We start from the raw sequence: 12661 nt of genomic DNA, 5'->3' as shown, positions 1-12661 counted from the left end.
ACTGTTAACAGAATCCACGTTTGATTTGATATCACCTCTGCTTTGTGATAATGCAGTGATCACCTCATTTTCGTTATATCATATGTGATTGAAAAGAGGCTTGTTTGGATGATACTTCTACATCCTTACACTATATCTTTACGATAACAACGCTTTCTTTTGTGTTGTTCATGTGGGTAATTCTTCCAGTTAGAGATGGCTTTATGATTGGTCTCTAGCATACCCGTTGTTTCGATGAATTCAACGCCTTGTTTTACCATCTCATTTTGAAGTTCTCCAAAAAGAGGTGCAATGGCACCACTTGCTTGATATTTAGGATGAAGACCTGTTAATAGCACATCGCATACCTTAGGGTTCTTCATCGCTTTCATCATATGATAAAATCCGAAAGGGAAGAGTTTTCCATTGGCCTTCTGCATCGCTTCCGAAAGAGAAGGTAGCCCGATAGTAAAACCTACGACCTCTTTGTCTTTATCCACCATGATCTTTACAAATCGAGGATTGAGGAATGTCAAATACTTCTTTATATAGTAGTCCGAGGCTTCTTGATCAAGAGTAACAACAGAGAAGAGGTCTTTAAAAGCTTCATTAAGGATCTCAAATATCTTTTGACCATATGCTATTAGGTCTTTGTTATTATCGAAATGCAGAACCTCAAATCCGTTTCTTTTTTTAACTAACTCCATCACTCGAAGGGCTTTTTCCGGAAGTACCATCCCTTCAATAGCTAGACGGAATTCTACCCAATCCATCTCTTTGGTAAAGCCCATACGATCCATATGCTCTTGATAGTATGGCAAGTGGTATTCAGATCCGATAGATGGTAGATGATCAAAACCCTCAATAAGCATTCCTTGATGGTCTAGATTAGAGAAGCCTAGTGGTCCTTGTACTTCCACCATTCCTTGCTCTTTTAGCCACTTAGTCGCTGTTTCAAAAAGCAAATCTACCACTTCATTGTTATTGATAAACTCAGCGCGAGTGAATCGACCAATCTTTTTACCAATTTTATCAATATACTTGTGATGGACAATAGCTCCAATACGTCCTACGCATTCTTCGCCTTTAAAAACAGTCCAAAATTTTACACTACATTGTTTTACAAGAGGATTATGTTCCGCTTGAAGTGATTGTAGCTCTTCGCTTTTAATAGGCGGGACCCAATAAGGTGAATCTTTGTACAATGTGAATGGAAGTTGCACAAAACGCTTATAGTCCTTTTTTGTTGTTACTTCTCTTATTTCTAAACTCATATCTTACTTCGCTTTCTTATCTTACAAAGATTGGTTAAGAAAGGCTATATGACAAATAATTGGAGTAATTTTATTTCATTATATCTAAAAAATTAAATGTTTTTGACAAAACAGAATCTACTATTCTTTTGTTAGTTAATTACACAATATTTATCTAATCTGTTGAAGAAAGGGGGAAGAAGATGTTACTTGTTAAGCTTATGTTTGTACTATTATGTTGGTTGGGCTTCCCTATTTTGTTGCGTTCTCAGATTCGAATTGTTGCCAATGGAGGGGCTAGTTATTACAAGCCAAGTAACACTGTTGTAGCAGTTAGATTGGCTTGGGAATATTATGCGGATGGAATTATGGTGGACGTTTTCAAGAGTAAAGATCAACAGTGGTTTGCTTTTCGTCCTGAAGGGATCGGTGAGTATACTACTAAAATGTATGACTTAAGATCAATGAAGTCCAAAAAAATCACCTCTCTTTCACTAAGAAGTAAGTTCTCGAATACCGGATTGAGCTACCATATCTCAAAGCTAGAGGATGTAATAAGTATTTTGCCCCAAGGAAAATATTTTATACTCTCTTTAGATGATAAAATAACGGACCTACGATCTTTGATGCACCATTTGATGGAACATCGTAATGCTTTTTATTTTAGATTTGTAGCATCGGATTGGAGTACTTTAGAGTACCTAACCAAACATATCAATGTGGATCATATCTATTGTCGTTGGAATGGAAAAGATGCTCTAGGGATCACCATGGAGAAGATGATAGAGCTAGGAATTTATTCTCTTGTGATCGATAAGACGCAGATGAATCCACAGGTGATGGCATGGGCAAATAAGTGGAATATAAAACTACATCTATCTTTATCAGAACATGATAATGGGGTAGAGGTAATAAGAGATTACCCTAATGTGAAATCTTTATTTACAACTCGACCGAGATGGGTAAGAAGTTCACTACTACCCAAGAATGATAGAAATAGACTCAAAATGCAAACGTTTGGCCTAATGGAGTAGTACCATCTCAATATTTATTTGAAAATTCACCCGTAGATTAGTCTACTTAATAGATGGAATAAAGCGGAATATGATCTGTTTCATATTCCGCTTTAAGCTTCTATTCTTTGGTATAATTATTTATGTCTCGATCTCAGTTCACGAACTAAATCTTCGATACGATACCCTTTATAAGTCAATAGAACGATTAAGTGATATAGCAGGTCAGCTCCTTCATATAAGAAGTTCTCATTATCATTAGCCATTGCACCAATTACAGTCTCCACTGCCTCTTCTCCAACTTTCTGAGTAATCTTACGAATACCTTTATTAAAGAGGTGAGTAGTATAACTTCCCTCTGGCATCTCCTCTTTTCGTTGATCGATGAAATCTTGCAATTCACTTAAGAATAGAATGTCATTCGGAGTGTTGCTCTCTCCCCAACAAGTGTCCGTTCCTTTATGGCATGTAGGGCCTTGTGGTGTGGCATAAATCAGTAGCGTATCTTGGTCACAGTCCAGAAGAATACGTTCTACCAGTAAGAAATTAGAAGAGGTCTCCCCTTTTTGCCATAACCTGTTCTTGGTGCGACTATAAAAAGTAACTCTCTTCTCTTCTTTTGTCTTTTCGTATGCCTCTTGGTTCATATACCCCAACATCAACACTTTGTTGGTCTTGGCATCTTGTATAATTGCGGGAACAAGTCCATTGCCCATTTTATTGAAATCGATTTGCATGGTGTCTATATTATATGGTTCTTACCGGTACACTGTTTTGTCTTAGATAGCTTTTCAAATCAGGAATAGCGACCTCTTTATAATGAAATATGCTCGCAGCCAATGCCGCATCTGCTTTGCCCTCTACAAAGGTGTCTACAAAATCTTTTTGACAGCCTGCTCCTCCAGATGCAATCACTGGAATGGTTAGGGTCTCATGAAGGTGCCGTAGAGCTTGGTTTGCAAAGCCTGATTTGGTCCCATCGTGGTCCATCGAAGTAAATAGAATCTCTCCAGCACCTCTCTCTTCCGCCTCTTTGGCCCATGTGAAAAGCTCTTTATCCGTATCGACTCTCCCTCCTGCACTTTTAACTGCCCACTGCCCATTCTCTTGACGTGCATCGATGGCGACGACAACAAACTGACTTCCAAAACGTGTGGACAATTGATTGATCAGATCAGGGTTCTTTATCGCTGAGGAGTTAATAGAGACCTTATCTGCACCATGTGCTAGAAGTATTGCCGCATCTTCAACCGTACTTATTCCACCACCTATGGTAAAAGGTATATTGATCTCCGAAGCAATACGTTTGACTAAATCTTTTGTTGTCTTACGTGCCTCCTGTGTCGCAGTAATATCAAGTAAAACCAATTCATCAGCACCCTCTTCGGAGTACCATTTGGCCAATTCCACTGGATCACCAACGGCTTTTATTCCTTCAAAGTGTATACCTTTAACAGTTTGACCATCTTTAATATCTAAACAAGGAATAATTCTTTTTGCTAACATAAGGATTACTGTTTAGAGGTGATAAACTGTTCTAATGTTTTTAGTGAGATATGCCCTTCATATATGGCTTTACCAACAATAACAGCATCGATATTATCCTCATTAAGTGTAAGAATATCTTGCATGTTTGAGATGCCTCCACTCGCCACAATAAACAGTTCTGGAAACCTATCTTTTATCTCTCGATAAAGATCAAACGAAGGCCCTTGTAACATTCCATCTTTCTCGATATCTGTACTGATAGCTTTGGTTATCCCTCGTTCCATCCAGGTCTCTATAAAGTCAAGGATATCCAATTCTGAAGATTCCTTCCAACCCATAGTCGATATTTTACGATCTCTTGCATCAGCCCCTAGAATCATCCTTTCGGAACCATATTTCTCTATCCACGAAGCAAAAAGTGTTGGATTTTGTACCGCAATACTTCCTCCTGTAATCATCTGTGCACCTGATTCGAATGCGATATGTATATCTTCTTGACTTTTAATGCCGCCACCGAAATCGAGAATCAAATTGGTCTTGGCTGCGATACGCTCTAAAGTCTTGTAGTTTACTATATGACTCTTCTTGGCCCCTTCTAGGTCCACCAAGTGAAGGCGTCCTATGCCATGGTCCTCAAATTGTTGGGCTTGTGCTAATGGATCTTTATGGTATATCTTCTGTGTCGCATAGTCCCCCTTACTCAGGCGAACACACTGTCCCTCTATAATATCTATGGCAGGTATGATTTCGATCATAACGTTTGGTTTAGGAATTGATTCAACATTTTAGATCCAATCTCTCCACTCTTTTCTGGATGAAATTGCATGGCCCAGAAATTGTCTCTCTTCATCATGGCACTAAAGTCATTGGCATAGTGACATGATGCAAAGGTGTTTTGACAGATCTCTGCATAATAAGAGTGAACAAAGTAGAGATATGACTCCTCAAACTGGTTTCTCCAATCTCCTTGATCTGAAAAATTCAGTTGATTCCATCCCATATGAGGCACTTTAGTCTCTCTATCCTGCGGGATAAACTTCTTTACTTGGGCATCGAAAATACCTAATCCTTCAATATCTCCCTCTTCGCTATGTTGGCACATCAACTGTAGTCCTAAACATATTCCTAAGACCGGTTGTTGAAGTTCTGTGATGATCTTATCTAATTGGTGCTCTTTAAGGTAGTTCATCGCGCTCTTGGCCTGACCTACACCAGGAAAGATAACACGATCGGCAGAGCAAATCTGTTCGTAATGGTCTGTAACAACTGTTTCCGCACCAAGACGCTTCAGCGTCTCTTGCACAGAAAAGATATTACCACCATTATATTTTATAATGGCTATTTTCATAAAAAAAAGTACTGGTATACTGGATACAATTAATTAATCACGACAAAGAAGGTAATCGATTACTTTCTTCATGTTCTCAAACTCTTCAGGCTTATATAAGCGGGTCAAGAAGGCAATACGCCCATCTTTATCAATAACTACATTACGTGTCACCCCTGCTCTCTTCACTGCAAATAGTCCAAATACATCTGCGTTAGGATCTAATGCAAGAGGATACGTAATTTTGATGTCCTCTTCGAATTTCTTTACTTTCTCTAAAGGCTCATCTCTATCAACTCCCATCAAAAAGAAGTCTGTGTTGTTCTTATGTTTCTGCCAAATCTCTTGTTCGATATGAGGCATCTCTCTCCTACAAACTGGACACCAGCTTGCTGTAAACTGAAGCATGACTACTTTTCCTTTCAGGTCACTTAACGACACTTTATTTCCGTTGGTTAATTCCACCGTAAAGTCTGGTGCTTTGTCACCCACCTGAAGAAGATAGCCATACTCCTCAGGCATCTCGTTCTGTTTAATCGAATCGATGATGTCTTCTGCGGAAATGCAGATTTCAGTATTGTGTTTGTTTTTTTTACTTGTACAAGCAAAACCGATAAAAACGATTGCAAGTAGAAGTAAGATGTTAAATTTTCCCATATAAGTAAAGTGTTGATACTTAGATAATAATGTGAATTGTCCTTTATGAAAAAACAACAGTCCTGTTGTTGTATACCAGTACTTTATGCTGAATATGTTTGTATACCGCCTGTGAAAGTACTATTTTTTCTAGATCTCTACCTTTAAGGACAAGATTTTGTACGGTATCTTTATGACTTATTTTAGCAACATCTTGAGCTATAATAGGTCCAGCATCAAGTTCTGTAGTGACATAATGGCTTGTTGCACCAATAATCTTTACCCCTCTTTTATGTGCTGCATGATAAGGCTTTGCTCCTGCAAATGCTGGTAAAAAAGAGTGGTGAATATTAATTACCTTATTCGGAAAATGTGAGATGAAATCTTCACTAATAATCTGCATGTATCGCGCCAAGACGACAAAGTCAATATTGTGCTTTTTTAATATTTGGATCTCTTTCTTTTCCTCTTCAGCTTTGGTCTTCGATGTAATAGGATGATAATAGAACGGAATACCAAACTTCTTCGCGATAGGTTCTAATGTTTGATGGTTTGAGATAATACATGGAATCTCGACATCCCATTCGCCATCTGCATATCTTGCTAAGATATCAAATAGGCAGTGCGACATTTTAGAAACAAAAAGTGCCATTCGTGGTCTCTTATCTGAAAAATGAATCTCATAGTTGAGCTTATACTTCTTCGCGAAAAGCGTATTAAAGTATTCATCAATCTTATCTGTCGGAATCGTAAAATTAGTAAGATCCCACTCTAGACGCATATAGAACAGTTTCTCTTCTCTATCCACATGTTGATCTAGATAGAGTATATTTCCTTTGTTATCATTTACAAACTCGGTGACTCTAGCAAGTATTCCTGACTGATCTGGACAGTGTAAAAGTAGTATGGCGCTTTGTGAACTCATGGTTATAATGTCTCTTTGGTACTAGGTATAGTGAAAACGGTTTTATCTTGTTTGGTAGCCATTTTAATTGCTTTGGCAAAACCTTTAAAGATTCCTTCAATTTTATGATGCTCATTATCGCCTTCTGCTTTTATGTTGAGGTTACATTTGGCAGCATCACTGAATGATTTAAAGAAATGAAAGAACATCTCCGTTGGCATGTCTCCAACATACTCTCGACGGAATGATGCATCCCATAGAATCCAAGGTCTTCCCCCAAAATCAATGGCTACCTGTGCTAGACAATCATCCATAGGTAGAAGGAAACCATATCTTTCAATTCCTTTCTTATCTCCTAATCCTTGAAGAAATGCTTCTCCAAGAGCCAGTCCAACATCTTCAATAGTATGATGTTCATCTACCTCAAGATCTCCATTCACTTGAATATCTAACTTGCAGTTTCCGTGACGATCAATCTGCTCTAGCATATGATCGAAGAACTTCAAACCAGTATGGATTTCTCCTTTTTCGGTACTATCTAAGACAAGATCTATTTTTATATCAGTCTCTGCTGTAGTGCGCTCTATGGTCACTCTTCGCTTTGGAAAAAGAATGGTGTCTGCAATACTATCCCACGACCTTGATTGTGCGATACATCTCTCTTTGTGTTCTTCTGGCAATGTCTCCTCGCTATAGAATATGGCTTTACAACCAAGATTCTTTGCCAACACAATATCCGAAACTCTGTCTCCGATAACAATAGAGTTTTCAAGATCATAGCTCCCATCTAAATATTGCGTAAGCATTCCTGTTCTAGGCTTTCTAGTAACGGCATTCTCATGCTCAAATGTACGGTCAATATGGGTGTTTAAAAACGATATTCCCTCATTTGATAATGTTTGGACCATTCGGTTATGTGGTCCCCAAAAGGTCTCCTCTGGAAATGAATCTGTTCCAAGACCATCCTGGTTGGTGACCATAACCAAGAGGTACTCTTTCGAATCTACAATACGTTTCAGTGCACCAAATACATGGGCCTCAAACTGAAGTTTCTCAAATGAGTCAATTTGTTGATCTTCGATAGGTTCATCAATCATCGTCCCATCGCGGTCAATAATGAGTAATTTAGGTTTCTGTTGTTTCAAAATAGTAATGGTGTTAGTCTAGTATGGCTAATAATTGTTCTATGAATTTCTTGTTCTCTTCAGGCGTTCCTATCGTCACCCTTAAGCAGTCATCACACAGTATTACTTTCGATCGATTACGAACTACAGTGCCTTCATCTAACAACTGAAGATAACAACGACTTGCTTCTTTGATCTTCACTAAGATAAAGTTCGCTTCTGTAGGATAGACTCTCTCCACATGGGGAATAGAGCGAAGTCGTTCACTCATCTTGTCTCTCTCCTTTACAATCTCAGCTATCTGTAGATTCACAGTGTCTGCCTGATGAATCAAAGTATCGAGTGCTTTCTGTTGGGTCAATACATTGACATTATAGGGGTACTTGACCTTATTAAAGAGTGCAATGATATTCTCAGCAGCCATAGCCATTCCCAATCTAATCCCTGCAAGTCCCCATGCTTTACTAAAGGTTTGCAAAACCACTAGGTTTGGGTAGTGGTTAATTTCATTGGTAAATGATGGGGTCGTGGCAAAATCAATATATGCTTCATCCACTACCACGATCCCATTAAAGGAGCGACACAAAGTAATGATGTCCTCTCTATTCAAGGTGTTCCCTGTCGGGTTGTTAGGAGAACAAAGAAATATCAGTTTTGTATTCTCATCCCATAAGTTCTGAATCTGAGGTACATCAATTTGAAAATCAGCAGTAAGTACCGCCTCTCTTCTTTCGATATCATTGACCTTTCCACAAACATCATACATACCATAGCTAGGAGAGATCGAGATATAGTTGTCTCTCCCTGGTCTACAGAAAATACGATATAATAGATCAATAGCCTCGTCACTACCATTACCAAGGAATATCTGGTGGCTATCCACCCCCTTTATTCGACCAATATGACTCTTTAGCTCCGCTTGATAAGGATCGGGATAACGATTTAAACCATTATCATATGGGTTTTCATTGGCATCCAAATAGATGGAGGCCACCCCTTCAAACTCATCTCTAGCACACTGATAAGGTGCTAGGGACAAGATATTGGGACGTATAATGTCGTTCAGATTAAATTTCATTACTGCTCAATTGTTTAAGTCGTACAGTTACTGCATTCTTGTGTGCATCTAAAGATTCGGCCGCAGCCATCACCTCAATAGTATTGCCGATAGATTGTAATCCTACGGCACTAATCTCTTGATAGGTAATCTTTTTGGTGAAGGCATCTAGGTTCACACCACTATAAGAACGTGCCCACCCATTGGTTGGAAGGGTATGGTTGGTGCCTGATGCATAATCTCCTGCACTCTCTGGTGTATAGTGCCCCATAAATACAGATCCGGCATGACGTATTTGGGTTGCAATATCACTAGGGTTCTCTGTGGCAATAATTAAATGTTCGGCAGCATACTGATTGGCTATATCCACCATCTTATCCTGACCATCAACATATATCATTACACTGTTAGTTAATGCGTCGTTGGCTAGTGCTTTTCTTCCTAAGGCTTCAAGTTGTTTGTTCACCTCCTCCTCTACGGCATCCAATAACGGCTCGTGGTCCGTAACTAAAATTACTTGACTGTCCGAACCATGTTCTGCCTGCGATAAAAGATCGGCCGCCACAAAGGCGGGATATGCACTCTTGTCTGCCATGACCATCACTTCAGAAGGACCTGCAGGCATATCGATGGCACACTTATCCATTCCAACAAGCTGTTTGGCTGCAGTGACATATTGATTGCCTGGTCCAAATATCTTGTCAACAGAAGGAATGGATTCCGTTCCGTATGCCATGGCAATAATTGCTTGTACTCCTCCTACTGTAACAATTTTAGTGATTCCTGCTACTTGTGCTGCATAGGCAATGGCTGGTGCAATTTTCCCTTCTTGGTTTGGAGGAGTACAGAGTACAATCTCTTTACATCCAGCAATCTGGGCAGGTAATCCTAGCATCAACACGGTAGAGAATAGTGGTGCAGTTCCCCCTGGAATATAGAGCCCCACTTTCTCAATGGCCTTTTGCTCTTGCCAACACACTACACCTGGTGCTGTTTCAATTTTCTTTACTTCGATTCTTTGACTCTCATGAAAACGGCTTATATTTTTTGCAGCAGACTGGATAGCCTCCTTCAATTCGGGCGAAACAGTGGCTGCAAAAGCTTCTATTTCGTCCTTTTCCATGACTAGGTTTCGGATATTTACTCTATCATATCGAGCTGTATAGTCGATTAGAGCAATGTCTCCTCGAAAGAGAATGTCTTTACGCATCTTTGTTACCAGATCCTTAAGGTTATTGGACTGCAACTCTGGACGTGTTAAACACTCTGTGATCTCTTGGGGTCTCGGGTTAATAAGTCGTCTCATCTAATAGTTTTGGTATTATTATAAAATCATCTTCTCGATTGGAAGCATTAATATACTTTCAGCTCCTAGGTCTTTCAACTCTTTGATGATACTCCAAAATTGAGGTTCATCAATGACAGAATGTAGAGAGCTCCAACCAGCATTAGCCAATGGAATGATTGTTGGGGACTTCATCCCAGGAAGCAGTGATTTGATCTCTTCTAATCGCTCATTTGGAGCATTCAGCATAATATACTTCTTGCCTTTCGCTGTCTCAACAGTATCTAATCTAAATAGAATGTCTTGTAGAATATAAAGCTTCTCATTGGTCAACTCTCTGTTGGTAATAAGAAGTGCTTCAGACTTTGTTACAATCTCTATCTCTTTCAGGTTGTTAGATATAAGGGTTGACCCTGAACTTACGATATCAAATATTGCATCTGCAAGTCCGATACTAGGTGCTACTTCAACAGACCCACTAATTTCGTGTATCGATGCTGTAACATTATTTTCATCAAGAAACTGTTCTAGAACTCTCGGGTAAGAGGTGGCGATCGTCTTATTGTTAAACCATTGTGGTCCAGTATAACTCTCTGTTTTAGGTATTGCAAGAGATAATCTACATTTACTAAACCCTAATCGTTTGGCAATATTTACAGACTCTCTTTTTTCTAGTACTTCGTTCTCTCCAACAATACCGATATCTGCAATTCCATCTGCAACAGTCTTTGGAATATCGTCATCACGAAGAAATAGAACCTCTACAGGGAAATTTGTTGCTTTCGAGATAAGCTTTCTCTTTCCTTGAGTCAATTGAATTCCAATATCTGCCAATAGATCTATAGAGTCTTGATTTAATCGTCCTTTGGTTTGAATCGCAATACGTAAGGTTTTCATGATATAAAGATTTTGAGTAAAAAAAAACGAGCTTACCATTATAATACGGTAAGCTCGTTAATATGTTTAGATAAATTTTAAACACAACAATTACGGCCTACCTTTTGGTAAGAAATGATGATGGCCATAATGATGATTCAAAAAATTCATTCTTCTTTCTATTTGTAATTATCTGATGCAATATTAGTAAAAAAAATGCTCAAACAAAGCTTTTTGCTTTTAAATTAATGTTAAGACCTGCTTTCTGTTGAAATATCACCTCTTTTTGTGTGATTATATCTTAACAACAGTAAGTCAAAAGATGAGGTCAAAGGAAACTATTACTTAGAGAAATCTCCTGTTGCAAATTGTTGGGCATTGAAGTAGCTTGTTCTGTTCTTACCAAAACCAACGCCAACTTCTGTCCACGATTTTTTAAGTAGGTTTTTACGATGACCTACCCCTGCAACTCCTCTATCTATAACATACAGAATTACATATCTAATAGCTGCTTCTTTGGCATCTTGTTCAATATTATAATATGGATAACTTCCATATGCAACATTCTCGCCACAACCCATCCACTGATATCCAAAGTTATGAAGACGATCACCTAAGCCGCCACCAAAAGTGTGACCTATCTTATTCTTCTTAGCCATAACATCAGCATAATTCTCTGCTGAAGAGACCAGTTTGCTGTTCAGTTTTAGTGTTTTAACAGGAGCTGTACCAATCAACTCTTTATACGCACCATTGTCTTCACCTTTGTTATAATAAGGCTTTAAGCGCTTCTCTGCATAACCTTTGGGGTTCGAACGTAGGAAATTTATCTCTTTCAACATCTCTGTTTGTGCTTTCGAATCAACAGAAGATGCTGGCGTTGTTTGCCCTTTATCATTAGAACTGGGTGGCGTTTGGATTTTTTCCTTTGGTTCAGGTGTCGATAAATCCTTGTCTTTCGAACATGATACTGTCACCAAAGTGACAGTAATCAGTAACAGTAAAGCTAACTTTTTCATTACATTATGTTTTTATTTTGCCAACAAGATACCATAATAAAATCTACCTTTATAACAACTCTTTGTATAGTATGACATCCCTGCGTATTTCCATGATGGGTCTAATAACGCTTTAAGATTATGTTTGTCTGTGTCATAAAGGTCATTACAGTATGAAGTAACGATTTGTTTAGCTAAAGTGTTAATATCTTTTAAACGTGGGTTACATTCATCTTTATTCGTTCTATAAAGAAGCTCTGTAGCTGCCTTGGCATCAACCATTCCTCCTTTTACAGCTCTTTGTAAAGGGGTTGTTCCATCATATTCATGGCCCCATTTAGATTCATAACATAATACCGAAATATACTGTTTCTCCCCTTTACAAAGCTCTTCGCTAAGTACAAATTTAGGTAAAGGTTTGGTTGCCTGTAACAACTTCGTCACATCATTGCTTGCTTTACGATTATGAAATTTATAATTGACTGGATCTGCTCTGAATACATTGAATTCTTTTAGTATTGCTTTAGATACAGCATTCTCAACCATCACACAGCTACCTGATGCCGTTGGACATTTGGTGTTCTGTTGTGGTTCTAGGTTCCCAATGTCATCTTTACTTTTTGAACATGAAGAGACTAGCACTAGGCAGAAGACTGCTAGTGTCATTAAAAAGTTGTTTGTTTTCATCTGTGTCGCTTGGTTATTTAATATAATGTTGTGC

General features: G+C 38.6%; 14 protein-coding genes. 1 reads left to right on the top strand and 13 read right to left on the bottom strand.

Annotated features, from left to right (window positions below; translation table 11 throughout):
* Positions 1–125: 125 nt before the first annotated feature.
* Positions 126–1253 carry a hypothetical protein gene (locus tag K5X82_08520; protein QZT38926.1) on the bottom strand — a complete coding sequence of 376 codons (1128 nt, stop codon included), beginning with the start codon at positions 1251–1253 and terminating at the stop codon, positions 126–128.
* A gap of 200 nt (positions 1254–1453) precedes the next feature.
* On the opposite strand from K5X82_08520, the gene K5X82_08515 reads away from it, so the two are divergent.
* On the top strand, positions 1454–2266 hold the full coding sequence (locus tag K5X82_08515) for a hypothetical protein (GenBank protein QZT38925.1): 813 nt from the start codon (positions 1454–1456) through the stop codon (positions 2264–2266).
* A gap of 116 nt (positions 2267–2382) precedes the next feature.
* Here K5X82_08515 and hisIE read toward each other — a convergent pair whose 3' ends face one another.
* The 12 genes from hisIE to K5X82_08455 form a co-directional block, all read right to left on the bottom strand.
* A complete protein-coding gene (hisIE, locus tag K5X82_08510; GenBank protein ID QZT38924.1) occupies positions 2383–2982 on the bottom strand; it encodes a bifunctional phosphoribosyl-AMP cyclohydrolase/phosphoribosyl-ATP diphosphatase HisIE in 600 nt (199 codons plus the stop codon).
* Positions 2983–2992: 10 nt separating this feature from the next.
* Positions 2993–3751, bottom strand: coding sequence for an imidazole glycerol phosphate synthase subunit HisF (gene hisF, locus K5X82_08505; GenBank protein QZT38923.1), 759 nt, complete (start codon positions 3749–3751; stop codon positions 2993–2995).
* Between the two features lie 5 nt (positions 3752–3756).
* On the bottom strand, positions 3757–4488 hold the full coding sequence (gene hisA / locus K5X82_08500) for a 1-(5-phosphoribosyl)-5-[(5-phosphoribosylamino)methylideneamino]imidazole-4-carboxamide isomerase (GenBank protein QZT38922.1): 732 nt from the start codon (positions 4486–4488) through the stop codon (positions 3757–3759).
* Entirely contained in the window at positions 4485–5081 is a 597-nt protein-coding gene (gene hisH, locus K5X82_08495; GenBank protein QZT38921.1) for an imidazole glycerol phosphate synthase subunit HisH, read from the bottom strand. The genes hisA and hisH overlap by 4 nt, the downstream gene beginning before the upstream one ends.
* A gap of 33 nt (positions 5082–5114) precedes the next feature.
* Positions 5115–5582: a TlpA family protein disulfide reductase gene (locus K5X82_08490; protein ID QZT39104.1), complete on the bottom strand. Its 468-nt coding sequence runs from the start codon at positions 5580–5582 to the stop codon at positions 5115–5117.
* Between the two features lie 178 nt (positions 5583–5760).
* Positions 5761–6621: a formyltetrahydrofolate deformylase gene (gene purU / locus K5X82_08485; protein QZT38920.1), complete on the bottom strand. Its 861-nt coding sequence runs from the start codon at positions 6619–6621 to the stop codon at positions 5761–5763.
* Positions 6622–6623: 2 nt separating this feature from the next.
* The gene (hisB, locus tag K5X82_08480) at positions 6624–7748 is read right to left on the bottom strand and encodes a bifunctional histidinol-phosphatase/imidazoleglycerol-phosphate dehydratase HisB (GenBank protein QZT39103.1); all 1125 of its coding nucleotides are present in this window, start codon (positions 7746–7748) and stop codon (positions 6624–6626) included.
* A gap of 10 nt (positions 7749–7758) precedes the next feature.
* On the bottom strand, positions 7759–8802 hold the full coding sequence (gene hisC / locus K5X82_08475) for a histidinol-phosphate transaminase (protein ID QZT38919.1): 1044 nt from the start codon (positions 8800–8802) through the stop codon (positions 7759–7761).
* Entirely contained in the window at positions 8792–10087 is a 1296-nt protein-coding gene (gene hisD, locus K5X82_08470; GenBank protein QZT38918.1) for a histidinol dehydrogenase, read from the bottom strand. The genes hisC and hisD overlap by 11 nt, the downstream gene beginning before the upstream one ends.
* Positions 10088–10105: 18 nt before the next feature.
* A complete protein-coding gene (gene hisG / locus K5X82_08465; GenBank protein QZT38917.1) occupies positions 10106–10963 on the bottom strand; it encodes an ATP phosphoribosyltransferase in 858 nt (285 codons plus the stop codon).
* A gap of 320 nt (positions 10964–11283) precedes the next feature.
* Positions 11284–11961 carry a CAP domain-containing protein gene (locus K5X82_08460; GenBank protein ID QZT38916.1) on the bottom strand — a complete coding sequence of 226 codons (678 nt, stop codon included), beginning with the start codon at positions 11959–11961 and terminating at the stop codon, positions 11284–11286.
* Positions 11962–11973: 12 nt separating this feature from the next.
* Positions 11974–12627 carry a hypothetical protein gene (locus K5X82_08455; GenBank protein ID QZT38915.1) on the bottom strand — a complete coding sequence of 218 codons (654 nt, stop codon included), beginning with the start codon at positions 12625–12627 and terminating at the stop codon, positions 11974–11976.
* Positions 12628–12661: the final 34 nt, after the last annotated feature.

This window comes from Prolixibacteraceae bacterium, assembly GCA_019856515.1.
GTDB lineage: Bacteria > Bacteroidota > Bacteroidia > Bacteroidales > Prolixibacteraceae > Halosquirtibacter > Halosquirtibacter xylanolyticus.
This window is presented reverse-complemented; position numbering and strand designations above follow the sequence as displayed.